Raw genomic sequence first — 25,860 nt, forward strand, 5'->3', positions numbered from 1 at the left:
GCATCAGGTTCCAGACGGAGCATTTTCCAGTTCCACGCCCTCCGCCTCCAGCTTCTTCATGTACTTGTCCGGATTCTTCTTGAATTCATCCGGGCAGGCCGGGCAGCAGAAGTAGATCCTCTTTCCCTTGTAATCCACGTAAATGTCTTTCCTGATGGCACCACCCATTACTGGACATTTTTCTTGGGGGCGGTCTCCGGCGCTCACCATGCCGGCCGGCAGAGTGCCCAGAAGGAACATGAGGGCCATCGCCGTCAGGATCCACTTTCTTCTCGTCATCTTATCCTCCTTGGATCTTTTTCGTTTTTCCTGTTTTTCGTCAGTTCCCTGCAATTTCCTTTTCGTGGGACCTTGCAGAAGTCTCCCCTAAAAAGCGGCCGATGAGCCTTTCCACTTCCGCAAGTCGCTGCGCCTTGTCCGCTTCCGCCCGCTCATAGGCCAGCTCAAATTCCAAAAGGGTTCTTTGCGCATCAATGAGATCCAGATACCCTCCCAAACCCGCCTCGAAATCCTGCAGACTCACCCGAAGCGCCTGTTGCGCTTTGGGAATCAGACTGTTTTTGTAGAGGTCGACACGCCGTTGTGCATCCCGCAGCTGGTAGAGCACCATGGCGAGTCGGGCGTTCAATTCGTTTTGTTTTTCTTCCATGGTTTTTGCGACAGCTAATCTTCGGTGTCGAGCCTCCCGCACGCTCGCGTCGTACTTGTTCCACCAGATGGGCAGGTTGATGGAAACCTCTACAGTGACCGGGTACTTACCGCTGTCCGCTCCGTTCATGCCTTCGTCCTTATTCAGCGCCTCCAGCTCCAGGCTGACGGTTACGTCCGGATAGTAGTTCGTGCGGGCCAGAGCCTCGCCGGATAATTCTTTACCCACAAGATGTTTGAGCGCTTTCAGCTCCGGGTTGTCTTTCAGAAGCCAGCCACGGATCTCTGCGTCCGTGAAAGAAACAGGGCCCAATCGCACTGGATCCGGCCAGGGAAGCACAAGGTCTTTGGGACGACTGATAGCCGCGTTGAGTTCTTCAGACGTGGGATGGCGCATATCCTCGAGCGTTTTCAGACGATCCTCCAAGCGAGCCAACTCAGCCTGGAGTCGCACAAGCGTTCCGTAAGGAGTGAGAGAGGCAGCATACTGGGTTTGGACGACCCGCTCCAACTGCTTTAGTAGCCGAATATTTTCCTGCATGACCACCACGGCCTGGCGGAGATAGGCATATTCGAAATAGGTTTTTTTCACCCTTTCAAACAATTCCCATTTAGCTGCCTCATAGAGAGCCCTCTTGGCCTCGGCCTCTCGAGTGGCCATATCTTCTTGGAGTTCCAATTTGCTCAGCCATGGAAAAGTCTGGGCCAGAGCAAATTTCTGGCTTTGAGGCTCCACTTGTGTTTCCACCCTTTCCACCATATAGGCATAGGTAAAGTGGGGATCGGGCAGACTTCGCACCTGTGGAATCTTCCACAGCGCCGCCTTCCAGTCTTCAAAGGCGGATCGTAAACCTGGGTTATGGAGCGCGGCGTAGACAAGGTAGTCTTGAAGCGTGGGTTGGTCCGGAAGGGGCTTTTCTTCTTCCGAAAGACCCAATTCCTGGGTCTGGCCGGCTTCCAGTTGGATGATGTCGCTCCAACCGCCGGTAAGCTTAGGCCCACGTCCGGACCCCGTGCAACCGGCAAGTGTTATTGTCACGAGGGCGAAGCCCCATATTGCGCCTATAAGCCACAATCGGACTTGACGCTGGTTTCGTTCAGGTCCCTTCATGCACGTCCTCACTTGATGCCGTGTGGTTTCGTACCATGAACCGGGGGGGTCTGGTAAGGAATCCCCCGGGAGCACTGGATCACCTCATCCCGAAAATCCGAGAAATGTCCTCGAATACCTGTTGCACTTTCCCGAGCGCCGGTAAGCTCCTACGGTTCGAATCAGGTGTTCATGCCGACCCGATTCCACTACCAGCCCGTTCGACAAAACCAAGATTTTGTCGAAATCGATGATTGTGGCCAGCTGATGGGTCTCTATAAATGTGGTGCGGCTTTCAGTGGGCCGGCCAGTGACCTCCATTCGCAAATCATTCTACCCATGAACCTATAGCATAGGGCGTGAGCCTACAATTGCAAGATCCTACAAGAATCAAAAAGGCTGCTCAAAGCTGTCGCCACTGGGCCACAGGCAACAATATTGTTCTGGTCTTTGGCAACACATCGCACCAATGACACCTTGCGTCAGATTCCAAGAACGTGAATCCTCGGAAAGCTTGGTCGTACGAATTACACCGTCACGCTTCAAGACCTGTGCTCCTGTTCGAGCAGGTTCTCCTTTCGGACACTCATGGTCTAGACCTTTTGACCACAGTCTCTCGGTGATCCATGCTCGGTGACCCTTTACGGTCCATAGATTGCGTGCTACAGGTTATTCCTTTTCGTGTTCTAAGCTAGGGCAAGCTCGGAGCCCTATGAAGCCATTGCCTGGAAAATCTTTTCATGCCATTGTGGTGAATATCCAATTGTAGGAGGGTGAAAGTGGACAGAAGTCGGGGCATTTTGGGAAAGATCCTTGTGTGGCAGCTTTTCTTAGTGGCCATTTCCTCGCTACCATCGGACTTCTTTATGACAACACACTGCGGCTCATGGAGATTTCGAACGAAATCGTCAATAAACATCACCGACTTTTGGACATTGCCAAGGTTATGGTGGAACAGTTGTTGATCATGGAAGAAAAGGAAAAGAAGCACATCCTGTTTCAAAGCCCCCGAATACAAAAAAGCCTTTCAAGAGGCCATGAACCTTTTTGAATCATCCCTGAAAGAGGCCTTGTCCTAGGAACGAGGCCATGAGGGAGCGGTTCCCCTGGAAACAGTGGCGCTGGAGTTTCGAAATGGCAAGCCTGATTATCTTCCAGCCATGCAAGAAGAGGGGGCTCAAGAGCCTTGGATTCCTGAAGAGACCCTGAATCGTTGGGCTCAAGGGGTTTCCGTCTTTTAGGAAATGCAGGATGGGAGAGGCATATGGGTGGAAAATGCGCCCTGGCAGGCCACTGAGGGCTTTGAAAGCCATCCATCGGGAACTGGAAGAAAAGAAACGAAGCTTAAAAGATTAGACCGTCCCCGGCACAGGGATCTTTTTTGCGGCCGCTCTTGCCTGAAGGACATGGATATGATGAAAATAATCCGTAAGAGCTTCTTCGGCCGAGGGCGTCATACTGACATACGGGGGAGAGAGAACAAAGGAGGGCGACATGGGCAGCGCCAAAAGAATCCTGGTCATTGACGATGATCCTGAAATTTGTCAGGCTATGGAAGCCATACTCACGGACAACGGCTACGAGGTGCTGACGGCCACGGACACGGTTCGGGGCGAGGCCCTTTTGCAAGAAAGCAAGCCGGATCTCCTTATCCTGGATATCATGATGGCCACCATGCAGGAAGGTTTGGATTTTGCCGCAAAAATAAAGAAAAAAGAAGGACCTTACGGCCTTCCGATTCTCATTGTTTCCGGCAGACCGGCTTCGGAAAAGGGATACCAACGTTCGGTAGAAGAGGACCTCGACTGGATCGCGGCGGATGTCTTTATGGAAAAGCCTGTGGATCCCGAAGACTTGTTGCGGAACGTGGAAAGTCTCGTGTCACGTCGAAAAGCCTAAAGAATTGAGGACTTCGTGAATGGGTTCATGACGCTGCGGTTCATTCCCAGGAGCCTCGTTTCCCCCTGAGATAGGCTGCTTCTTTGTCCCGCTGTTTCTTTCGCGTGAGCTTTCGAGTCCTTGTGTCCCTTGTCGACAGCATGGTTTTGAGCCTCAAAGGTGACGACCCATGTGGTACCGATCCCTTGGCTTCAAACTTATCTTTGTTGTTGGAGCCGTCACGGCGGTTGTGTTGGTGGTGTTTTTCTTCGGAACGCTGCAAACACAAAGCCGTGAAACTCTCGACGAAATGGTGCGAAGCGTCCATTTGGCCAGCGAACTCGTGAGTCGGTCTTTGCGCTACGACATGCTGCAGTATCAGCCAGAGCGATTGCATCGTGCCATCGATACCATTGGAGGGCACGAGAGGATTGAAAAAGTGCGCATCTTCAATGCCATGGGTCAAATCATCTACTCTTCGGACAAGGCGGAAATGGGCACCTATTTGGACAAGTCAGCGGAACAATGCTATGCGTGCCACACGAGAGAGGAGCCTTTTGAGCGGCTGGACACTTCCAAAAGGATCCGTATTTTTCAATCCGAAGCCGGCTATCGTGTGCTGGGCATGATCAATCCCATTTACAATGAGCCAGATTGTTTCAGTGGATCCTGCCACGTGCATCCTCCGGATCAAAAAGTGCTTGGGGTTTTGGATATCGACGTGAGTTTGGAGGGCATGGACCGAGCCCTAGAACGTATGCGCACCCACATGCTTCTTCTGGCCTGTTGCGCCGTCGTAGCCATTGCCGCCGTTATTGTGGTGCTCATTCACCGCTTTCTCAACCGTCCCTTGCACCACCTTTTGCAAGGGATCGAGCGCGTAGGCTCGGGGGACCTCTCCACGCCCATCGTGGTCCATTCCAACGATGAAATCGGGGCCTTGGCCAAGGCTTTCAACATCATGACGGAACGACTGCGGGTTTCTGAAAGAGAGCTACGGGATTCAGAGGCCAAGTACCGTTCCCTGTTTGAAAATGATCCCAATCCGATTTTCGTGTTGGACCTGGAAAGCTTTCGTATTTTGGATGTGAACATTCGAGCCGTGGAAACATACGGGTACACGCAGGAAGAGTTCCTGGCCATGTCTTTTTTGGATTTGGCCGATGAAAAGGATGCTCAAAAGATTCGAGAATTGGCGACTCGAGCTTGTATCTTTCTTCCTCGAGTGCGGCACCGACGAAAGAGCGGGGATCATCTATATGTGAACATTCATTCCTGCCCTCGGTTACATCTCGGCCGGGATGTTATTATCGCCAATATCGCTGATATTACGGATCGCGTGCAAACCGAAGCCCAGCTGATTCAGGCCGCCAAGATGGCCACCCTGGGTGAAATGTCCGCGGGTGTGGCTCATGAGCTGAACCAGCCCTTGAACGCCATTCGCATCGGGTGTGAGTTTTTCCTCAAGAAAGTGCGCCGTTCGGAGCCCATCGACGGGGAAACCATGGCCAGAGTCGCTGCGCAGATGGTGGAACAAGTGGAGCGGGCTTCTGGAATTATCAATCATTTGCGGGAATTCGGTCGCAAAACCGATGCCTTTGAAATGGAACCCGTGGATATCAACCGTCCTATTCAAGACGTCTTCACGGTGCTTGGGCAACAACTTCGTTTGCGCCAGATCCACGTGGAGTTGGATTTGGCGGAAGGGCTTCCTCCTGTCTTGGGTGTCTCCAACCGTTTGGAACAGGTGTTTCTTAATCTGGTGATGAACGCTCGGGACGCCATGGAAGAAAAAAGAGAAAGAAGTGAAGTGAAGAACGAGGAAATGGTTCTGCACATACGAAGTGCTCTAGAAGGAGATCATGTGATCGTGACGATTCGGGATACGGGCATAGGCATTCCAGAAACAATTCGAGATCGTATCTTTGAGCCTTTCTTTACCACCAAGGAAGTCGGCCGAGGTACGGGTCTTGGGCTTTCCATCAGTTACGGCATTGTCAAGGAATGCGGAGGCAGCATCGAAGTGGAGAGTGAAGAGGGACGAGGAACAACCTTTCGTCTGATCTTTCCTGCATACCGAGAAGCGGGAGCTTGGGCGGGATGGCGGGCCGTTTCTTCGTGAAAGGGCGGAGTGGTCGATGCAGAGGATTTTGGTGGTGGACGATGAGGAAAGCACGCGGGATTTGCTGTCATTGACGCTGCAAAGCGACGGCTATGAAGTTGTGTGCGCGGAAGACGGCTTCAGCGCCATGGAGATCTGCAAAAACCATTCGCCCCATATCGTCCTCACCGACATCAAGATGCCGGGGATGGATGGTATTGAGCTCTTGCGGCGCATCAAACACCTGAATCCCGACATTGAAGTCATCATGATCACAGGACACGGCCAGCTGGAGTTGGCTATCCAAGCACTGCAGCTGGATGCCTCGGATTTCATCAACAAGCCCATCAGCGATCAGGCCTTGAGTGTTGCGTTGCGGCGTGCAAAGCAAAAGATTTGGATGCGAGAAAAACTTCGAGAATACACGGAAAACTTGGAATGCATGCTTAAACAAGCCACCGATGAGATTCGCAAACGCTACGACTTTGAACACCGTCTTATTCATACATCCATGGACGGCATCATTGCCAACGACCGGGAAGGCAACATCATTCTTTTCAATGAGGGGGCGTCGCGCATCTACGGGTACAGTCGAGAAGAGGCGATCTGCGGACTCAAAGTCACATCTCTCTATCCCGAAGGCGAGGCGCGCCGTGTCAAAAAATTGATTTATTCTCAAGAATACGGAGGACCGGGTTATCTGGTTAATTATGAAACCACGGCAAGAACCAAGGACGGGCGTCTTGTGCCCATTCTTCTTTCGGCGGCGCTTCTTTATGAAGACGGCGAAGAAGTAGGGACCGTCGGTTATTTCAAGGACTTGACTGAGGTCAAAGAGCTTCAAGCCCGTTTGCTTGAACAAACCCGGCTGGCGGCCATGGGCGAAGCCATGGCGGAAGTGGCTCACGGTGTGAAAAACATTCTTTATGGCATGAAGCTTGGCGCCTACATGGTAGAGAAGGCTCTGAGTCATGGCGAACGGGAGCGGTTGGAAAAGGGCTGGCACATGGTGCGAAAGAACATAGAGCGCATCGCACGCCTGAGCCTGGAAATGCTGGATTATGCGCGTGGGAAAAGCCGGCGCCGGGAAGCCATATCGATCAATGATATAATCAAAGATGTGCTGCAATCCCTCGAAAAGCAGGCGCAGGGGGAAGGCATTCTTTTGCAGCGGGAGCTTGCCCGTGAGCTTCCTTTCATTTTTGGGGATTCGGAGGCCTTTCATTCCTGTGTGTTGAACCTCATCACCAATGCCCTGGAATCCTTTGGTGAAGAGAGTGTCGAAAAGCGCGTCACCGTGAGAACTCTTATTCAAGAGAACCGTTGGATTTGTGTGGAGGTGGAGGATACGGGACGAGGAATTCCCATCGAGGTGCAGGAAAAAATTTTTCGCCCTCTGTTCACGACCAAGGGGGCTCGAGGCACAGGCTTAGGGCTGGCTATCGTGCAGAAGATCGTTCACGAACTGGGAGGCGTGGTGGATTTTCATACCACGCCGGGTCATGGCACCACCTTTAACTTGCGTTTTCCTCTTCCCACAGGGGAATAAACATAAGTACCTAGGCCCTTCCCTGCCCAGTGCTCCGGTGTGTCTAGAGAAATGACGATCGCAGAACCGCCGCGGCAGTTCCCTGGAGGTGAAAAGCCTGGCACACGATCCTTTTTGCGAGTACGGCCCATTACTCAAGAGGAGGAGCGGATCTCTCTGATCGAAGGGAAAAAATCTCGAATTTGAGCCCATTTTCTCGATTTGTTTGAAAAACTATTCCGTCTTTGCAGCACCATTCGAGCCTTTGGCATTTTTGAAGGCCCTGGTTTCGATTCAAGGAAAAGAAACCTCGGCTTCGTTGGCAATCTTGGGGTGATGGGTGAAGGACTCTACCGTGGGCTCAGCACCAACCTTGGTGCTCACCCGGTCCAGGTCCAAGACCGGGGATCCATGGAATCCGTTGAATCCAATAAGGGATGTCCTGAATCTCACTCTCGCTCATCCGTCTGGGCTCTTCAACAACGTTTCCCCTGAAGAATTCGGCTGGTTTTCCTGACCTGACCAGAATGCCGTGGGGGCTATGGATTTGTGCACGGCCTTCAAGGGGACGATTGCTGTGGCCTCATCCTTCATGACTTTTAAGTTGGCCCTGCTGTTCAGAATCCCCTCCATATCGAGTGTGCTGAAACAAACCTTATGTTTGTAGAGGTAAACCTGACCAAAGCCGATTTCGATGAAGACACATCTCCTTGAGGTTTTCTGTCTTATGAAGTTGAAGGAAGGAAATCCTCAGAAACCGAACATGGATGGAATGCCCGCGGCCAGATACTTTTTGACGCCGGCTGGAACGTCGGCACCGCTGGGGTTGGTTACCAAGGGATCATGGCAGAAGTAGATGATGGCTTCGTAGTCGTCGGCTATGGTGTACACGAAGCTTGGATGTTCCTTGTCAAAATCGGGCTTGGCGTCCGTGTAGGGCCAGGACCGCGCTGGTTTTCGGTCCCTTTAAGGACCGATCAATCAGGCTCAGAAAAAGCGACGGGCTGCGCGCATGAGGCGCTGCTGATGCACAGGTTGAACAGCCTATGGCGTAATGGCTAAAAATGTGAAACGGAGAGTATAAGGCCTTGTCGGGGCGGAGCCATGTGTCCGCCCCAAGCCCGCGTCAACAGAGAGGTTTCGTAAAGGCGGACCGAAGCCTGCTGCCGATGTGGACTGTCAAGTTTTGTCGCTTTGCGAAAGCAAGTTGGCGGCCGAGCAGAAAACTCCAGCAATGGATTATTTGGGCATTATAAGATAAGGGCCTCCAAGATCAGTTGTGGTTTTGGATTGGTTCCCACTCGAATCTTGGGGCAATGATGAAACAGATGGGTTAACAAATGGTGGCTGTGCCTAAGGAAACCGCGCGTCTAAAAGTCCGTGTCCGCCTCTCGAAAAGCTTTAGAGCCCTCCGAAGTCAGATCGAAGCTTTTTTTCCAGATGGTTGGCCAGATGAATCAATGGGTAACAGACAGCGAAATACAAAAGCCCTACCAAACCAAAGACCATGAGCCCTTCCGGAATACGTTGGACAGTGAACCAGCCAACACGGGTGACATCGGTGACCCCGATCACGGAAACCACCGATGAATCCTTGATAAGCAGCACGTATTGGCCCACCAAAGGCGGTAAAATGGTTTTCATGGCCTGAGGCAAAATCACGTAGCGCATGCGTTGAAACCAGTTCAACCCCGAAGCTTTGGCCGCTTCCGACTGACCTGAAGGCACGGCGGTGATGCCACCGGCTACGATCTCGCAAATATAAGCCCCTGCGTAAAGGGTCAGGCTCACCACAGCAGCCGTAAAGGCGTCCAGGTGAAGCCCCCATTCGGGCAAGATAAAAAAGATGATAAAAACCTGCACCAGAAAGGGGGTGCCTCGCATGAAATCAACGTAGGCGAACAGGAATTTTCCTAAAACCGGCACTCGCGAGGCTCGAACCACACCCGCCGCCCCTCCGATGACCGTGCCCATGAGAAGGCTCAGGCCGGAAACAGCCACGGTCATCCAAAGGCCCTTTAGGAAAAAGGGAAAGCTCTCCATAAGCTGCTTGAGGTAGTAGAGCCACATGGTCGTGGATGATCGCCCCTATGCCGGTTGAACGAAGATGAGCCTCTTTTGCCACCAAGTCGAAAAGGTTTTAAGTGCATAGTAAATCAGCAGATACAGCAGGGCCGTGGTAAAAAAGCCTTCGGCGGGCATAAACCGCTCGGAGGTGATGATCTGGCCGGCTCGAGTGAGTTCAAAAACGGAGATGAGAGACAAAAGAGCGCTGTCTTTGACAAGCACAATCGCCTGGCCGAGAAGCGGCGGAATCGTGATACCCAGAGCCTGAGGTAGCACGATATAGCGCATGCGTTGCAGATAGGTGAGCCCATAGGCCATCCCGGCTTCGATTTGTCCCCAAGACACCGAAAGCACTCCAGCTCGAATGATTTCAGCCATATACGCTCCACTGTTGAGCGAAAGGGCCAGAATGCCTGTTTGGTGTTCGGGCAGCCGAATCCCGAGGCTCGGCAGCCCGAAATAGAAGAAGTAAAGTTGTGCCAAAAGAGGTGTGGCACGAATGGTTTCGATGTAGGCTCCCACTGCCATCGAAAGAAGGCGAAGCCGTGACAATCGAGCGCCGCAGGCCAGAATGCCTACCAACAAGGCACCCACAAGGGAAAGGACCGAAAGCCACGCCGTGGCCCACAGTCCCTTCAAAAAGAGCGGCATATAATCAAGCAGCACTCGAAAGTTAAAGGCTTCCAGCATATGCGCCTCAGTGGTCCTTCTTCCAATCCAAGGATTTCACCCAGTAGTTGATATTGGCGTCATAGCGGCCGTCTTCTCGAATCCACTGAAAGAAGAGGTTAATCCATTGCAGCAGGTGGGTGTCTTCCGGGCGTACTGCAAAGGCCAAGGGTTCCTTGGAAAGTCGAATGGGAAGGATTTCGATGCTGTCGGGAGGAAATTCCTGCATCTGACCCACCACGGCGGTTTCGTCGTTCACGCCGATATCGGCATGTCCTGCCAGAACGGCATTGATGAGCAGCGGGCCTCCGCCCTTGTAAGATTTAATGTTGGCTTTGGGAAAGAAGCGTTTGGCTTCCGCTTCCCCCGTGCTTCCCAAAAGCACCGCGATGGTCACGTTTTCCTTGTTACAATCTTCGATGCTTTTGAAAGCGCTTCCTTTTTTGGCAAACACCACCGCTCCGGTGTAGTAGAAAGGATCGGTAAAGGAGACCTTGAGAGCCCGCTTCAGGGTGGCCGTCATGTCGGCGGCCAAAAGATCGGCCTTTTTAGAAAGCAGCGCTGGAATAAGGCCGTCCCAGTCATAGTCCAGGAAAGTCACCTTAACTCCCATTTCCTGGGCCATAAGCTTGCAGAATTCCACGGAACTGCCTGTGCGGACACCGTTTTTATCCACGAAACTGAAAGGAGGTCCTTGTGTCTGGACCGCGACGCGAAGCTCACCACGTTGAATGATCTCTTGAAGAGTGTCGGCCGCCGCGGAGGGGATCAGTCCGCAAAAAAACGCCGCCACCAAGCCCAAGGTCCACAGCCCTGTCGCCCATCGTTTCATGATTGCCTCCTTATTATGGTTTTAGGTCATGATCCGGCCGGCTTCAGGCACCGGCCTCCTTTGGCAAGATCGTTTCTGCACTTGAACCGAGCCCGTTTCCAGACGCGAACGGGTTTAGGACGCTCGAGTCTAGAGCCGATTCAAGGCCTCTTGCGGAGGCATCCAAGGACGCTTCTGAAACGTGCCTGCCTCGTGCCAGGTGAGCAGCCCGTTTATGGCAGTAACGCCTTCTAATAAGGACGGGTGGCGCCGAAACGCTTCAGGAATACCATGATCCGCAAGGACCCTCAAGTACGGAAAAACCTCCAACGCCAAAGCCTGGGAAGCCGTCTGAGCCACCGTTCCCGGAATATTGGTCACCGCATAATGAAGGATTCCGTCCACTTCCCAGACAGGATCGGTGTGAGTGGTGTAACGATCGATAGTTTCCACCGCTCCTCGAAGATTGGCCGTCACATCCACGATGATGCTGCCCTTTTTCATGCGCCGCAGCAGATTTCGGTCAATGAGATGACGATCACTTTGAGGAGGGACGGTGGCCGTGTTGATAACCATGTCCGCTGTCATGACATAGGGGGCCAGGTCCACCACGTTCGGATTGTGAAGATGAACATTTGAAGGAGCATTTTCCGAAAAGAATCGGATGCTCCGTTGGTTGATCTCAAAGACATGCACGCGGCATCCCAAAGCCGAAGCTACTCGAGCCGCCTGTCGGCCTGCTTCGCCGGCCCCTAAAACCACGACCACGGGTGTTTCCAGGCCGGGATAAGCCACAAGGCTTTTGCCCACACCGCCTCGATGGTTCCACAGAAACTGCATGCCCTGCAAGACCGCCTGCTGCCCGGCGATAATGCTCATGGGACGAAGCAGCGGAAAGGACCCGTCCGGTTCCCGCACGTTTTCAAAGGCAATGGCCGTCAGTCGCTTTTCCAGAAGCATATCCACGAGCTTAGGTCGTGTTTCGCTGTGAAGAAAGCAAAAAAGGATTTGCCCGGTTCGAAAGATGCCGAACTCTTCTTCCACCGGCTCCTTGACCTTGACCACAAGATCCGCCGCTTGACTTACCTCCGCCGCCGTTTCCACCAGGTGCGCTCCGGCTTTTCGGTAGGTTTCGTCCGAGAACCCGGCGCCCTCGCCGGCGCCGCACTGGACCGTCACCTGATGGCCGGCTTGGACCAGTTCCGAAACGTTTTCCGGCACCACCGCCACCCGATACTCCTGTGGCTTGACTTCCTTAGGAATTCCCAGATGCATGGCGCTCTCCTTTTTTCACTGTTTTCACCACAGAGGCGCAGAGTCTACAGAGAACTCCGTGGCCTTCGTGTCTCTGTGGTGCGTTTTTGAGGCAAGATAAGATCGACAAGCTCTTATCATACTGGCACTATACATTTTTCAAGGAAAGGATGAAGGCATTGGGCCGTGACTGGAAGAGGTTGAAAATATGGCGACGCAAAAATCTGATGTGGTGATTGTGGGGGGTGGTGTGATGGGTCTTATGACCGCCTACTATCTCGTAAGGGAGGGTGCGAGCGTGACGGTACTCGAAAAGGGGCGGTTGCCCGCGGGAAGTTCTTACGGCAATGCGGGCCTGATTGTTCCAAGCCATCTTCAACCCCTGTGTTCTCCGGGAAACGTCAAGGAAGGTTTACGTCACCTGCTCCATCCCACTGGCCCTTTTTCCATCAGCCTCTCTCCGAATCCCCGGCGCCTGCTATGGCTCGGTCGGTTTTTACGTCACAGCACGCAAGCCCATGTGCACTATGCCGTCGGAGTCTACCGGGAACTGGCGGACCGAAGTCTGGAACTTCACGACGCCTTGGCTCGATCTGCCGCATCGGCGTACGAATACGCTCGAGACGGGCTTTTGTGCCTTTATGAAACCCAGGAAGCCTTCATGGCGGCGGCCAGGGATGCGGAAGAACTGTCCCGAGTCGGCCGCCCGGCCCGTGTGCTGGAGGCTCGAGAGGTTCGGGAAAGGGTTCCTGCCGTGGGAAGATCCATTATCGGAGGTGTCTTGCAGGAACCTGACGGCCGTTTGAATCCGGCGGCTTTCGTCTCTTGGTTAGGAAACCAAGTCCGCCACGGTCAAGGACGCATTCTGGAAGAAACAGAGGTTTACGGGGCGTCGTTTTCGGGTTCGGCGGTAAGGGAGCTCAAGACCACCAGGGGGCCTATCAAGGCCGACCAGTTTGTCTTGACGGCCGGAGCCTGGACGGGACGTGTGGCCGCCACGGTAGGGCATCCTCTTCCTGTGGAAGCCGCCAAGGGGTTCAGTATCACTTACGAAAAGCCCGAAGGGACCTTGTCCTTGCCTCTTCTTTTGGAAGAGGCACGCGTGGCCGTCACCCCGTTTGCCGATACCCTGCGGCTTGCGGGAGTTTTGGAATTGTCCGGCCTTGACGATGCCCTTTCGGCTCGACGCATCGATGCCATGGAACGCGACTTCCTGAGAACCTTGCCGGGACTGGCCCCTCTCAAAGTCAAGGAAGTCTGGCGTGGATTTCGTCCTTGCACACCGGACGGCTTGCCTATGATCGGACGGCTGAAGCGGCCCCACAATGTGGTGGTGGCCACGGGGCACGCCACCAAAGGCATCTTTCTCGGACCTGTGACCGGCTTCATGGTGGCCCATATCGTGAGCGGCACGGAACAAGACCCGCATCTGCTCAAGGCTCTGAATCCTGACCGATAAATCATTGGATTCGGCTTGTGTGAAGACGGCAGGGATGGTCGTAGTCGAAGTTGAGTAGCCCTTATCCGTTGGGTGGGTCGTGCAAGTCCACTGACCTTTTCGAAGACACACCGATCGGTTTCACCACCGACAACCGCACATGGAATCAGCTCATTCCACGGTAGGTCTTATATTCGACACCTTAGGACCTATTCTGAAGGATTTAGAAAAAATATTTCCGAGGCATATCTTGTTGCAGCGCTTGGAAAATGATTGAGGTATCGTGCTTCTTACGGGCAAAAGTCGTGTCCGTATGGATGCTTCCTTCAGATGCCGTATCGATCTGGTGGTGGAGTTTCCCGCGCCGGGGCCGGAAGAGAGGCGTGCGTTGTGGGAATTTCACCTGGGTGACGACCATGGCCTGCAGCCGGGGGAAATGAATCTTCTGGCCGTCCATGCGGACGTCTGTTGCGGTCATATTCGAAATACTGTGCTGACGGCGGCCGTTTGCGCTCTCGAGGCAGGACGGCGGGTGCCGAGCAAGGATGTGATCGAAGGCCTCAGGCTGGAATACGCCAAAATGGGACGGCAGATGCCGGCTGGACTGCTTGCCGCTTCTTGAATTTTCAGTCGATTCGCACGTCTTTTCATGTTCTCGGGAAAAGGAGGTGCATTTATGGATGAGTCCACGACGTCCCCATCCAGCAAAGAACGCGAAAGGGAAATACGCATCGCCTTGGTGCTCTACGGGGGCGTTTCCCTGGCCGTCTATGAAAACGGGGTGACTCGAGCTTTTTATGACCTTGTGAAAGAAAACGGTCCATTTAAGCTTCTTTTGGAAATCCTGAATGCCAATGCCGTGGTGGACGTGGTGGCTGGAACATCGGCAGGCGGCATTAATGGGCTGTTTCTTGCCGCAGCCCTTGAATCCGATGGCGATTTTACCAAAACGGCGGATCTGTGGAGAAAACATGGAGACCTCGGGAAACTTCTTCGCCCTGTGTCCTCCTCCCGTCCTGCCGTGTCACCTTTGGACGGAGAAGGATATTATCAGGACCGTCTGGAAGAGGCCTTTCTTAGCCTTCTCACGCCAAGTTCCACACAGGACTTCACCCCCGGAGAGATAGACGTTTTCATTACAGGAACGAACCTGGAAGGTATTTTGACCTGTTCTTGGGATTCTTTGGGCACCCGTGTTGAAGACAAGACCCATCGGGTTGTCTTTCATCTGAAACATCGACCGGGGCGAAAAATTCTGGGGTTGGGGCACGTGGATTCCAAATCCGAGCACACCCGATCGCTCCAAGCATGTGTTCTGGCTTCTATCGCACGAATCACCTCCTCTTTTCCCGTGGCTTTTCCACCCTTTTCGCTGGAACAACTACCCCAAGACCGAAGGGAAAAGGTCAAAGAGGCTTTGGAAAGGACCAGTGGCACGCGACCGGCACACCATGTGTACGTAGACGGCGGCGTGCTGGACAACAAACCCTTCGGGCCCGCTCTCGAAGCCATTTTCTACCGCATGCCCCATAAACTGGTGGAACGGCGACTCTTTTACGTGGAACCGGATCCGGAACATTTCACACCCTTGACCGACGACGAGTCCAAACGCCTTCAAAACCCCTTTCGGGTCGCCGTGGCATCCTTGAGTACCATACCATCCCATGAAAGCATCGGCGAAGACCTGGAAAAACTCAAGGCGCACAACGCCAGAATCCGTTGGCTCAAGCGCATTAAACAAAACTACCTCACTTCCATGCGGGCTGGAGGTGCGACACCCGATGCCGAGGCCGGTGGATGCGGACCTAACGCACAGATTTACCGCAGGGTGCGTATCGACTGCCTTTGCACGCTCATGGTGTCGGATTCCGACGATCCCCCTTCGGCCAAGACGGAAATCACCGACCCTGTGAGACAAGCTCTTTTTCATTCGCTTCGCGAAAAGCTGTTGAACCTGACCGAGACCAAAGAAAAAATCTTAGAAGGACAAGACCCCTGGATGGATTGGCTCCACCCTTACGACGTGGAATGGCATAGGCGATGTGCCTTCCATGTCCTTTACGATCTTTACGGTCGGTTGGAAAAGGCCAAAGACTCCGACCGAATCAACCTCTTGAATGCCGTAGAAGCCACAGGAAGGATTATCAAAACCCTCAAGGTGATTCGAAATGGTCTGGCTCTTGTTCGAGACAACCTCTTTGAACGCACGGACGGCGGCAAAGGCTTGACTCCGGAACTCCTCTTGGAAGCCTTGGTCACCTTTTTGGAACCGGAAAACACCGTTTGGGATGCGTTGGTAAGAAAGCTAACCGAAAACACCACAGTTTCCAGGGAGGGATCCTTGCCACACCGACTTCAAGACCGCGACACGGGCCCTTTTCGGTCTTCCGTGCTTACGGAAACCTCCTCGCGGGCCTGGCGATGGAGCACGGATCTTGACCCGAATCGCCTGGTAGGTCGATCTCTTTCTCGAGCCTCTTCCAAGACCATTCTGTCAATGGTTCATGAGGTTCTTCAGCAGCTGACGCGTTCCGTGGCGGAAGCACAAAATCCCATTGAGGACTTCATCATCCTGGATGAAGCTTTCTTTCCCCTAGAATTTGCAGCCGGTATTCATGAACTTGACGAAATCAAGTATGTTCGGATCAGTCCTCGAGATGCCCAGACGGGCTTGAGTGCCCTGCCGCCGGCACTCAAAGTGACGGGAGATGACCTGGCCCATTTCGCAGCCTTTTTCCGAAGGGACTGGAGAACCAACGACATCCTGTGGGGACGAATCGACGGCATCTGCCAGATTGTTCGAAGCCTTATGGACCGAGACGCTCAAGACAGGCTGTGGCATCGTCGTTGGAGTCTGCCCGATGGGATCACCATGGAATCCCTGGATGCCTATTTTCCCGATTGTCCTTTATCCCAGAAAAAAGCCCTGCTTCGATCATGGCGCGATCTTATGGATATGCGGCCTTCAGAATCTTCCTCTCAAGACGGTCCTGAACGGCAATACTGGCTTGGAAAGCTTTCCGAATTTAGGGATCAGTTCATCTTGGCAGCCCAATACCAAGCCGTGTGCGAGGACCTGGGGACCCTTTACGAGGATGTGTATTTCCAGGAAATCGTTTTCGGAACAATTTCTGATAATGTTGGCGTGGGACCTGAAAGCGGAGAAACAGCCGTGGCACTTCGAGCCCGAGAAAGAGGCGCCCAGGCCCGAAGCGCCGTCAAAGACTGCGGATTGGACTTTCAAGAAAAAGCACTGGGATCCCAGACGGTGGTCGGACCCAAAGGCGCTGTGCCCGCAAACATTCTTACGGAATACGCCTGTCAGTTGTACCTGCTGGTTTGGGGCATGTTCCAAACGGCCCTGGAGGGACACAAGGACTTGTCCAATTTCTTTTCACGCCGAATGCCACGCTGGATCCTGCGGACTCCCATCGCTTTTATCTATTACCTGGTACGAACCCAAAGGAGGCAGCCCGGCTCCTTTCCCATTCTGGTCGTGGGGAGTGTGGCGGCTTTACTGGCCTGTGGAGCCACCGGGCTTTTCTCTGGAAACCTGTGGTTTGTGGTGCCCATGGTTGCGGCTTTGGCCGTCATGGCCGTCACGGTATGGTTAAGACCTGAAAAGAAGTGAAGAGATCCTTGAATTCCAGGAAGGGGCCTGCATGATCACCTTGATCTAGGTCAAGAAGAAAAGCCAAGAAGCGGCTGAGAAGCCAACATTCTCACGTCTAAAGACTCGCATGAGTTCTCGGGACACCTTGAGCCTTGCGATGCAGCGATCGCCGGACAACGGCCAGGAGACTGTTTCCACCCCATCCTACGTTCCGCGCCTTAGACTGGGAGAGTCGTCCCTATTCACGGGTCCCCGTCTAAGCTTTGGCCTGGATCCCCTGGAGTGGCGCCTGGATCCAGATATCCAATGGTGGATCGAACAGATCTTGGCAACCCGCTTGGTCCCTTCTTCTTGCAGAGCCGGATACTGGAAGCGGCTGTACGTGTGGGAACAGCCCCGTGGCTTCCCTCCGAGCCGATGGCTCAGTCGACGGAACCGGCATCCACCTCGGTTTCGACCCGGAGTCCCTCCCCTCCTCGAGAAGCTACTTTAGGAGATGTGGCACGAGCCTTGGCCGCGACGGAACCGGTGGCCGAAATGCTTCGGCGCCTTCAGGAACAGGCTCGGGACGAAGCACGACATGTCTGGAGCCGGGCCGAACCTTTAGAACGCGGCCTCCTGGTCAGCTCTTTTTCAGTCATTGGGGCAAGCCTTTTGGCTGGCATTGTCCCCAGTCCTTCAGCCAGAAGAAGCATTCTTCCGCTTCTCAACGGACGTCCTCTTCCCATTCCCGGCCTCGATTGGCTCCATGTAGAGATGTATACAGGTGACAACAGTGTGATGTTCGGAGTTCACCTGGACATCGGATCCCTGCTTCCACCCGAATGGGGCTTTGGTTCAGGGACTCCTCAAGCCATCGGGGGGCCGCCGTCTCCGGAGTCTTTTGCGCCGGTGCAACGAAAGGAAGATCCAGGCAGCGGCCTAGAGAAACCTGTTTTTGGTATGGCGGCGCATCTTGAACGATCTCGAGGCCAGGGCTCGCTTTTGGACGCCGAAGTTCGAACCCGAATGGAACAAGAGCTGGGAGTGGACCTTTCCGCCATAAGGATCAACGAAGACGCCGCATCCCATGCGCTGTCCAGGTCCTTGAGAGCCAAAGCCTTTAGCTGGGGAACCGATATCTTTTTTCGTCAAGGCGCCTACAATCCGCGAAGTTCCGAAGGCCGAAGGCTAATTGCTCACGAGGTGGTTCACACGTTGCAACCGGAATCAGGGGTTACCTCGGCCCAGTCCCAAAGGGAAGAACCGATCCTGATCCCTCGAGAAGATCCCCTTGAACGGCAGGCCGAACGGATGGCTCAGTCCCTGAACCTGGACGATCCGGTGCCGACTCATGAAGGAAAGACTCCACTTTCGAAAGGAAACCATTGTTGTTCCGGCCGGTTGAAAGCGACCAGAATTCTAAGGGATACAGGACGCATGCGAGGCGTGCGGTCCGATGTGCCGAGACTGGACGCTCAGGAAGTGCTGGAGCGCGACTTCTCCCACTTGACGACGGTTCTTTCACCCAATCAGGTGCGCCAAATTCAAGCCGTCCTTGATGCTCGACGGGAACTGGAGCGATTAAGCCGACTCCAGGAGCCCCTTCGCGGATCCATACTTTCCGTGGATGTAAGACGTCGCGAAAGGCTCGAAGAGCGCTCTCGTCTGCAGTGGGACACTGTCCGTGCAAACCAATACCTGTCGGTTCCCGCCGATCGGCTCCTGGCCGATGATGTGGTTACGGCGGAACGGGACGATCCGCCACAGGTGCATCTTTTCAGGCAGCGTCTTTACCGCCGACTTATCACCTATCCCATGATTCTGACGATCCCCGACGAGTACCCGCCCCAACCGTTGCTTATTTACCTTTGGGGGCCAAGCCGCTGGCGAATTCCTCATCAAAACGGTCGAGTCCGTTTCATGGACCTTATGACCATTCAAGACTTTAACCTGGAATCCCAACGGGCCTTGCTGCAAGGCATGATAGAAATCAGTGAAGAAATGCTGGAACTTAGGCGCCAGATGGGCGGCATGTTTTACGATGCCACAGGGCGTGTCGTGGGCGAAATCGAAGGACGGCTATGGAATACTACAGTGCGGGTGGGATCCGAGATTGGCCGGCGGGAAGGCTACGTCAACGATGGGCGGGGCCGTCATGAAATGCTGGGAGATTTGTTTCGCCTGCGATGTGCTCGCATTGTTCTGGAGGCACCCGATCATTGGCTCCATATCTATGCCCTGAATCCTGAAGTGCACTTGAGGGACCTCACCAGTCCTCGGCACGATCGCTACGGCTACATTCAGCGGCGCGGGACCCAGGTGCAGGTGCATCAGATTCTCACCTCCGATGGTGCCTGGCTTGAAGATACAACGCAAGGATGGCGTCATCAAGAATACACCACGGGTCTCAATGCAACGGAGGAATTTGCTGTAGGGGCCATCTTTGGGGACTGGTACAGGGAGCCCTCCACTTCCGCGACCATCGGTCAGATTCTCATTGGATGTATTCCCATTGTGGGCCAAATCGCCGACGCCCGAGACGTGGCGGCAGGCATTTATCGCATGTGGGAAACCGGAGGACGTGATGGCAAGCTTCAGACCGTGCTGGCTTTGATAGGATTTGTCCCCCTGCTGGGGGATGCCATTAAACGGGCAGGAAGGGCGGGAGGTCGTCGGGCTGCCGCGGAAGTCTTTGAAAACGCCGCTCCGGAAATTCAAAACCGTTTATCGCGGGAGTTGATCCGAGATCCTAATAGTGTGGCTCGTCATTTTCCGACTCTTGTCCGGCCTGAGTTGGCGGCAGAGGTGTTAGAAAACACAAGTCTTTTGCGGCGTGCATTGAGCGGAAGCGGGGAGGCTGTGCAGGAATACACGGCTCGTGTGGCGTGCCAGTTGGATGAGATGGGTGGAAACGCTGGGGCTTTGGTGCATCTGCATGGAGGTCAATGGTTGGAGGTGGCCCAGGCCTTGGGGCGGGGAGGGGATCAGGGTCGACAACTTATGACGCGCATGCAAGCCTGGCGCACTCGACAGTTCGATCTTCTGGAGCGGGAAATGCATCAGGCGTTGAGCCAAATGGGTTCTGGTTTTACGGGAAGAACCCTGGGGCGGCCTCAGATGCAACGCACCGGCACAAAAGCCATGACAAGCGATGTGGACGTGAGCTTCCTAGGACGCGACGCAACCTTCTATCGCAACTACGCCCTGGCAACCTTGGAAAGACACTACGGGCCACAATGGCGGAGACTGCTCCATGCCGACGTCTTCGCTGACCCGAGACGGCTTCACTTCTTTGCAGACCTTCCTGGGACAGCTGCCAGGGAAATAGAGCAGCGAATGGTTCGTGAAACGGAACTCAATACCCTGGCTCGAATACTTCGAGAAGATCCTTCGCGCGAAGCTGTGGAACGCGTGGAACGATACGCTCAAGAGATGAACGTTCCCGTCGCCCGGGTCAGGGAGCGGTTGGACGAATTGCAGAGGCTTGCCTCCGATCCTACTCTCCGGCGTCGCCTGGAACTCCAGATGGACGATCTTCACAGCCGCTTTGAACTGGAAACGGATCCGGTCAGAAAAGCGGCGTTGGCGGAAGAAATGGCAAGAATCCAAGCACGTCTCAATGCCGCTGGGGAGGGGGCTTACATGAGCCCTGGTGGGGCGGCACGGCACGTGACGCGCCGAGACAATGTGGCTGGAATTCGCTCAGGCCCCTTTAGGCCCCTTTCCCCGGCCATGAATTACATGTCTTTCCTGGATGATCTGGCCATGGTGTCCCATGTGGCCAACGCGGCGGCTCGGGAAGGCTTTGGAGCGGGCACCGCAAAAGACCTGATGAAGTACTGTGACCGCCTGCTGGTAGCAGCGGGAGCCAACGGCACCGACCTGGCCCGAATTCGATCGGCTAGGTCTCTCTATGAAGATACCTGGTCCCTTTTGCAAGCGGCGCGCCGGGATTCCCAAGGTGTGGTGGATCGCGCCGGTCATTTGGTTCAACGTGCTCAAGCACAACTGGATGAAGCGATCGACGATTTGATTCGCGCCACTCGAGCCAACGCGGAACACCACTTGGCCAGTCCGGTTCCAGGGATGAACAGAACAAGTGTTCTGGAAACCGTCGAAAGATCCGTGCGCATGCTCAACGCCCAAAAAGCCAACGTGGCTCGGGCTACGTCCGTTGTGCTTCGACGCCACGTGATCATGCCGCGCGGAGAGACCACCGAGCCGGAAACCGGACGATCGCCCACCATGACCCGCCCTTCTGTACATTGAACTTCTTTTCCAGAGCATTCGATCCTTTTCCCAAATGATTTCGAGAGCAATATGTTTGTGCGAGAAAAGTAATGGCTCATCCGTTTGAAATCAATGGTGTTGTAACTATTTAAATAGCAACATATAAATGTCAAAGGAGGAGGGTATGTTGGAAGGAATTCGAGAGAAGGCAAAGAAAGAATGCCCCGAGGTTCTGGCAAGCACGGCGAATGGTCTTGCAAAGTCAGCTACAGGTATAGTTGAGGGCACATTGGAGAAGATCGGCCAATTCCTAGAGAAACTAAACCAATTTATTGAGGCTTTTAAGGATGTTCTTCCTACCATAAATTCACTGGGTCTTTCCATTGAGCTGGTGAAACTCAATGTAGGATTGTTGCCGGAGGCGGAGATAAGAATTTCGGGGCGGGTTCAAGATATTGAGGAGGACAAGCTTGGCGAACTTATCAAAGCCAAGGCTCAAAACAGCCTGCTGGTACCCATCCTACACGCTTTGCGGAGTGTCGCGTTGCTGAAGCATCCATTAGAAAAAGTCGGGTTTCAAGGGATCAGGATGGATATATATATAGTCGCCGCAATTCCGAACTTACGTGCGGAGTTTTTGCGATGTGTGTGAAGACTGAGTGGCGCCGTCTTTAGTCCTGATAGGTTTCTCGCATGAAGAAAGTGCAGGCGAGCACGAGCAGAGAGGCAAAGAAAAGGCAGGAGAGAAGCACCGAGTAGGCTTCCAGGGAATAGCCGAAGCCTTTAGACGTTCCGGTCTGAAGGTCCAGTATCCAGCCGAGAAGAGGCATCGCCACAGCGCCCCCGAGAAAAGGGAAAAGGTTAAGCGATCCTAGGGCCGTACCGGCGATTTGAATGGGGAAGAGCTCCTTGACGGCGGTAAAGGCGATGACCACGGTGGACGAGGAGCTGATGGAAAAAAGCAGGAAGAACAGCATCAGGGCCCAGGTGGGCAGCCCGGACGGAAAGAGCCGCAGAAAGCCGAGTTCCAGAGTCATGGCCAGAGCGCAGGCTATAAGAGGTTTTTTGCGGCTTCGAAAAACACGGTCCGAAAGGAAACCCAAAACAGGACTGCCAAAGATCATACCCCATGCAATGAGGCTCAGAACCGAGCCCGCCTGTTCTCGACTCATGCTGTAGACATGCATCAGATACGGCCCGCTCCACAAGGCGCCGAAACCGAAAAAAATGCCGTAATTGACAAAGGACCAGAGAGAAAAGAGCCAAAACTGGGGAGAAGCCAAAACGTGGCTGATGCCTTCTCGAAGGGACGTTGCCTGTGAAGAGCCTTGCGGTGTGTTCGAAACCTGCGAGGTCGCGACAAGAGGAGCCCATCCTTTGGCTTCCGGTCGATCTCGAACCACAGCCCAAACCAAAGCGGCGATCCCCAAAGTCACTGCCCCGATGAGTTCGAAGGAAAAGCGCCAGCCAAAGGCGGTGGTGAGTCGAGCCAGAAGCCACGTGGCGGCCAGAATGCCCAGACCGCCCACGGCGTTGAGCAGACCGGAGACAAAAGCGAATTCTCTCGGGCGAAACCACTGAGACAGAATTTTCATGGTGGGGATGAAAACCATGGCAGCGCCGAGACCTACAAGGAATCGACCGGCAAAGGCTGATCTTAAATCGGGAGCGAGACCGAAAAGAAAGCTTCCTATCGCTGCCAAGACACTAAAGGCGCTGACCGCCTTGCGAGGCCCGATGGAATCGGACAAAAGCCCTGCTGGAAACTGCATAAAGGCATAACAGTAAAAATAAATCGAACCTAAAAATCCCAATGTTCCCGCGGAAGTGCTGAATTCTTTCGCCAGTTCCTCGGCGACCACGGAAAGGCTGAGCCGATGAAAATACACGAAGAGATAAGCGAAAGCGAGCGTGGCGAAGATAAGCCACCGGTACCGAAGGAGCTGTTTACACTCTTGCTGTGCCACAAAAGTTTCTCCACCGATCCTTTGCAGGTTCCATGATGCAAACGCCCCATAGGATACGCTCAGCGCATGGCCCGGATAAAATGAAAGACGCTGCAGCCTAACACAAGCGCCGGCGCCGTCAAGAGCTTGGCGTCCACACCCTCCTTCAAACACCCTCTATCAGGTACCTTGATTCATTGCGTACCCGGCAAACAGGCCTTTTCATGACCTTGGCCGAACGAGGGCTACAACGCGTTCATGCTGTGGCAGAGCCCTAGGCGAAAAGCCATTGGTATCAAGAGAAAAATAGTGACTTTCTTTTCGAGTGTGATAGAATGCGTCACAAATGAGATCGTCTCAAGGAAGGGCCTGCCATGATGAAAAACCCATTTGAGCTAAAGCATCTCTCAAGGCATTTTTGCGCATGCTATGCCAGCGAAAAGGATCGTGATCATCTGGCCCGATCTTTTATACGCGAGGGGCTTCAAAGAGGCGAACAAGTCCTGTGTATCGTGCCGGATCCAGATCGGATGAGTGAAAGTCAAAAAAGACGGTTGTTATTATAATCCCAGCTATGAGCACTTCGATGTTTCGATGGAAGCACCTTCTCAAGCCGCCACCTACGACGATCTTCTCGAACAACTGACGCCTGTAGTGATCTAGCCGACGGTTTTTCAAATGGCCCGCTCTAGGTTGTCCCGAATTGTAGTCCATGATCAAGAAGCTAAGAAACTGGACCAAGTGTTTCCCCGGTGACACAAGGTTGTGTCCATTTTACCCCAAAAACCTGTAGGGGCGAACCGAGGTATTTGCCCACGGGGTAAATCCCTGTAAGGAGGACCCATGGAACCGCCCCAAAATTTCGGGGAACGACGCCGTCCTTGTCGTTGGTTTGATTTTAGAGGTTTTCGGGTCTCCTGATGATATATCCTAGCGATGGCGAGATCATCATTTTTCTGAGCGCAGTCCATACCTAGAAGGGAGAAGGGTTGTCCTGTTCCTTGGCTGCGGGCTTGTTGAGAAAAGACGAGCCGGGTAAAGTGCAGAAACCGGACTACGGGCCTCTGAAAAGCCTGTAGAAACAACCCTTGTGGACTAAGGCCGAAATGGGAAAGGGCAAGGGGTGGTGACGAAGAAGGAGTTCACTGTTCTTCACGTGGGTAAGTATTTTCCTCCTTTTAAGGGAGGCATGGAGAACTTTCTGGCCGATTTGGTGAAGACCCAAGCGGCATCGGGGGAATGGCGGCCTGTGGTCCTGGCCCATGGCCGTTCGAATGAAAACCTTTCGCCTTTCGTTCGCCTTACGCGGTCCTTTGGAGAAGTCGTGCATGCACCGATAAGCCCCGGCTTTCCTTGGGCTCTTCGTAACATTCTTCGTCTGGAAAAACCCTGTGTTATGCATTTGCATCTTCCCAACACCAGCGCATTTTGGTGCCTGGTTTTACAGGAGGCACGGGATCTTCCCTGGGTGGTGCATTGGCATTCCGATGTTGTGCCTTCTCAAATCGACCGACGTCTGGTCGTTCTTTACCGTTTGTATCGGCCCTTGGAACAGAGCCTGCTTCGACGGGCTAAAGCCATCATCGCCACGTCCCCAACCTACCTGGCTCACAGTGATCCTTTACGCGCCCACCATGCCAAATGCCATGTGGTTCCTCTGGGAATCGATCCGGAAAGACTGCCGTCTCTTGACCGACTGCCCATCGACAGGGCTCAATCGCTCTGGGGGCCGCAGAGACTTCTTCGAGTGCTTTCCATCGGCCGCCTCAGCTACTATAAGGGACATGAAGTGCTGGTCCGGGCCGTTGCCAGAGTCCCCGGTTGCCGAGTGATCATCGCAGGAACCGGCGAGCGTCGTTCAGTTCTTGAACAACTCATCGCCTCACTGGGCCTGAAACAGCGCGTGACTCTGGCGGGCTTTCTCGCCGATGAGGACCTCTGGGCGCTCTTGGCCACGGCCGACGTGCTGTGCCTTCCGTCTCTGGAGAAAACAGAGGCCTTTGGTGTGGTCCTTTTAGAGGCCCTGCGCTACGGTGTTCCCGTTGTTGCCAGCGACCTTCCCGAATCCGGTGTCGGCTGGGTGGTACGCTCCGCTTCCAGCGGCTTTCTTGTGCCAGCCGGGAATGTGGAAGCACTCGGTGGAATCCTTTTAACTTTGTGCAGAGATCCTTCTTCTTTAAAAGCGCTTCGCTGCCGCATGTCCGCGGGTTTTCCGGCCCAGTTTCATATTCGCAGCGTCGCCGACCGCCTTGCCTCGATTTATGCCTCCTGCATGTAAGAAGGACGTCATCGTTTGGGCGTATAGGCTTTGAATTCCCCCAATTGCATGGATGATCCGCCGTGATTCTTGTGCAGAATGAGCTTGAGAAAGCCCGCCTCAACGGGGGTGATGGAAAAGATCTGATCCGGAAACGGTCAGCTGGGATTTACTGCGCCCCAACAGATTGACGTGCCTCAATGCCTGAAGGGCCGACACATCGGTCCGCCCCTTCAGGAATGATCGTGAACTTCTCCTTGGGCGTGCAGCGGCTCGCCCCCACAAACGGTGGGCCGAAGGCCGGCCCTTTCGGGAAAAGACGCAGTTTCAGGCTCGCAGGGGCGAGGC

At 54.0% G+C, this 25,860-nt stretch carries 19 protein-coding genes; 11 read left to right on the forward strand and 8 right to left on the reverse strand.

Annotated elements, in window-relative coordinates; genetic code table 11:
- Positions 1 to 3 precede the first annotated feature (3 nt).
- Positions 4 to 279: a YHS domain-containing protein gene (locus tag WHS46_13470; protein MEJ5349684.1), complete on the reverse strand. Its 276-nt coding sequence runs from the start codon at positions 277 to 279 to the stop codon at positions 4 to 6.
- Positions 280 to 319: 40 nt separating this feature from the next.
- Positions 320 to 1,687 (reverse strand): TolC family protein, encoded by a 1,368-nt coding sequence (locus tag WHS46_13475; GenBank protein MEJ5349685.1) that lies wholly within the window; start codon positions 1,685 to 1,687, stop codon positions 320 to 322.
- Positions 1,688 to 2,555: 868 nt separating this feature from the next.
- Between WHS46_13475 and WHS46_13480 the strand changes: the two genes are divergently transcribed.
- The 4 genes from WHS46_13480 (at position 2,556) to WHS46_13495 (ending at position 7,266) form a co-directional block, all read left to right on the forward strand.
- Positions 2,556 to 2,789 carry a hypothetical protein gene (locus tag WHS46_13480; protein ID MEJ5349686.1) on the forward strand — a complete coding sequence of 78 codons (234 nt, stop codon included), beginning with the start codon at positions 2,556 to 2,558 and terminating at the stop codon, positions 2,787 to 2,789.
- Between the two features lie 443 nt (positions 2,790 to 3,232).
- Positions 3,233 to 3,637 carry a response regulator gene (locus WHS46_13485; GenBank protein MEJ5349687.1) on the forward strand — a complete coding sequence of 135 codons (405 nt, stop codon included), beginning with the start codon at positions 3,233 to 3,235 and terminating at the stop codon, positions 3,635 to 3,637.
- 169 nt (positions 3,638 to 3,806) lie between these two features.
- On the forward strand, positions 3,807 to 5,738 hold the full coding sequence (locus WHS46_13490; protein MEJ5349688.1) for an ATP-binding protein: 1,932 nt from the start codon (positions 3,807 to 3,809) through the stop codon (positions 5,736 to 5,738).
- Between the two features lie 16 nt (positions 5,739 to 5,754).
- Positions 5,755 to 7,266 (forward strand): response regulator, encoded by a 1,512-nt coding sequence (locus WHS46_13495; GenBank protein MEJ5349689.1) that lies wholly within the window; start codon positions 5,755 to 5,757, stop codon positions 7,264 to 7,266.
- 729 nt (positions 7,267 to 7,995) lie between these two features.
- On the opposite strand, the gene WHS46_13500 is transcribed toward WHS46_13495, so the two are convergent.
- The 5 genes from WHS46_13500 to WHS46_13520 all read right to left on the reverse strand — a co-directional run bounded on the left by WHS46_13500 (position 7,996) and on the right by WHS46_13520 (position 12,067).
- Complete coding sequence (locus tag WHS46_13500) at positions 7,996 to 8,136, reverse strand: hypothetical protein (GenBank protein MEJ5349690.1); 141 nt, start codon at positions 8,134 to 8,136, stop codon at positions 7,996 to 7,998.
- 510 nt (positions 8,137 to 8,646) lie between these two features.
- Positions 8,647 to 9,315 (reverse strand): amino acid ABC transporter permease, encoded by a 669-nt coding sequence (locus tag WHS46_13505; GenBank protein MEJ5349691.1) that lies wholly within the window; start codon positions 9,313 to 9,315, stop codon positions 8,647 to 8,649.
- A gap of 18 nt (positions 9,316 to 9,333) precedes the next feature.
- Positions 9,334 to 10,002 (reverse strand): amino acid ABC transporter permease, encoded by a 669-nt coding sequence (locus tag WHS46_13510; protein MEJ5349692.1) that lies wholly within the window; start codon positions 10,000 to 10,002, stop codon positions 9,334 to 9,336.
- Positions 10,003 to 10,009: 7 nt separating this feature from the next.
- The gene (locus WHS46_13515; protein ID MEJ5349693.1) at positions 10,010 to 10,813 is read right to left on the reverse strand and encodes an ABC transporter substrate-binding protein; all 804 of its coding nucleotides are present in this window, start codon (positions 10,811 to 10,813) and stop codon (positions 10,010 to 10,012) included.
- 129 nt (positions 10,814 to 10,942) lie between these two features.
- Entirely contained in the window at positions 10,943 to 12,067 is a 1,125-nt protein-coding gene (locus tag WHS46_13520; protein MEJ5349694.1) for an alanine dehydrogenase, read from the reverse strand.
- A 187-nt stretch (positions 12,068 to 12,254) separates the two neighbouring features.
- On the opposite strand from WHS46_13520, the gene WHS46_13525 reads away from it, so the two are divergent.
- The 5 genes from WHS46_13525 to WHS46_13545 all read left to right on the forward strand — a co-directional run bounded on the left by WHS46_13525 (position 12,255) and on the right by WHS46_13545 (position 21,961).
- Complete coding sequence (locus WHS46_13525; protein MEJ5349695.1) at positions 12,255 to 13,505, forward strand: FAD-dependent oxidoreductase; 1,251 nt, start codon at positions 12,255 to 12,257, stop codon at positions 13,503 to 13,505.
- 262 nt (positions 13,506 to 13,767) lie between these two features.
- Entirely contained in the window at positions 13,768 to 14,106 is a 339-nt protein-coding gene (locus WHS46_13530) for a hypothetical protein (GenBank protein MEJ5349696.1), read from the forward strand.
- A gap of 54 nt (positions 14,107 to 14,160) precedes the next feature.
- A complete protein-coding gene (locus WHS46_13535; GenBank protein ID MEJ5349697.1) occupies positions 14,161 to 17,115 on the forward strand; it encodes a patatin-like protein in 2,955 nt (984 codons plus the stop codon).
- Positions 17,116 to 17,403: 288 nt separating this feature from the next.
- A complete protein-coding gene (locus WHS46_13540) occupies positions 17,404 to 21,348 on the forward strand; it encodes a DUF4157 domain-containing protein (protein ID MEJ5349698.1) in 3,945 nt (1,314 codons plus the stop codon).
- A gap of 145 nt (positions 21,349 to 21,493) precedes the next feature.
- On the forward strand, positions 21,494 to 21,961 hold the full coding sequence (locus tag WHS46_13545; GenBank protein MEJ5349699.1) for a hypothetical protein: 468 nt from the start codon (positions 21,494 to 21,496) through the stop codon (positions 21,959 to 21,961).
- 19 nt (positions 21,962 to 21,980) lie between these two features.
- On the opposite strand, the gene WHS46_13550 is transcribed toward WHS46_13545, so the two are convergent.
- Complete coding sequence (locus WHS46_13550; protein MEJ5349700.1) at positions 21,981 to 23,276, reverse strand: MFS transporter; 1,296 nt, start codon at positions 23,274 to 23,276, stop codon at positions 21,981 to 21,983.
- A gap of 513 nt (positions 23,277 to 23,789) precedes the next feature.
- On the opposite strand from WHS46_13550, the gene WHS46_13555 reads away from it, so the two are divergent.
- Together WHS46_13555 and WHS46_13560 are read left to right on the forward strand one after the other, a co-directional pair.
- A complete protein-coding gene (locus WHS46_13555) occupies positions 23,790 to 23,918 on the forward strand; it encodes a hypothetical protein (protein MEJ5349701.1) in 129 nt (42 codons plus the stop codon).
- Between the two features lie 460 nt (positions 23,919 to 24,378).
- A complete protein-coding gene (locus tag WHS46_13560) occupies positions 24,379 to 25,533 on the forward strand; it encodes a glycosyltransferase (GenBank protein ID MEJ5349702.1) in 1,155 nt (384 codons plus the stop codon).
- Positions 25,534 to 25,860: the final 327 nt, after the last annotated feature.

Source organism: Desulfosoma sp. (genome assembly GCA_037481875.1).
Classification (GTDB): Bacteria; Desulfobacterota; Syntrophobacteria; order Syntrophobacterales; family DSM-9756; genus Desulfosoma.

Coding starts and splice junctions, on each gene's coding strand:
- WHS46_13470 (MEJ5349684.1), bottom strand. CDS start 279: ATGACGAGAAGAAAGTGGATCCTGACGGCGATGGCCCTCATGTTCCTT.
- WHS46_13485 (MEJ5349687.1), top strand. CDS start 3,233: ATGGGCAGCGCCAAAAGAATCCTGGTCATTGACGATGATCCTGAAATT.
- WHS46_13490 (MEJ5349688.1), top strand. CDS start 3,807: ATGTGGTACCGATCCCTTGGCTTCAAACTTATCTTTGTTGTTGGAGCC.
- WHS46_13495 (MEJ5349689.1), top strand. CDS start 5,755: ATGCAGAGGATTTTGGTGGTGGACGATGAGGAAAGCACGCGGGATTTG.
- WHS46_13505 (MEJ5349691.1), bottom strand. CDS start 9,315: ATGTGGCTCTACTACCTCAAGCAGCTTATGGAGAGCTTTCCCTTTTTC.
- WHS46_13510 (MEJ5349692.1), bottom strand. CDS start 10,002: ATGCTGGAAGCCTTTAACTTTCGAGTGCTGCTTGATTATATGCCGCTC.
- WHS46_13515 (MEJ5349693.1), bottom strand. CDS start 10,813: ATGAAACGATGGGCGACAGGGCTGTGGACCTTGGGCTTGGTGGCGGCG.
- WHS46_13520 (MEJ5349694.1), bottom strand. CDS start 12,067: ATGCATCTGGGAATTCCTAAGGAAGTCAAGCCACAGGAGTATCGGGTG.
- WHS46_13525 (MEJ5349695.1), top strand. CDS start 12,255: ATGGCGACGCAAAAATCTGATGTGGTGATTGTGGGGGGTGGTGTGATG.
- WHS46_13535 (MEJ5349697.1), top strand. CDS start 14,161: ATGGATGAGTCCACGACGTCCCCATCCAGCAAAGAACGCGAAAGGGAA.
- WHS46_13540 (MEJ5349698.1), top strand. CDS start 17,404: ATGGTGGATCGAACAGATCTTGGCAACCCGCTTGGTCCCTTCTTCTTG.
- WHS46_13545 (MEJ5349699.1), top strand. CDS start 21,494: ATGTTGGAAGGAATTCGAGAGAAGGCAAAGAAAGAATGCCCCGAGGTT.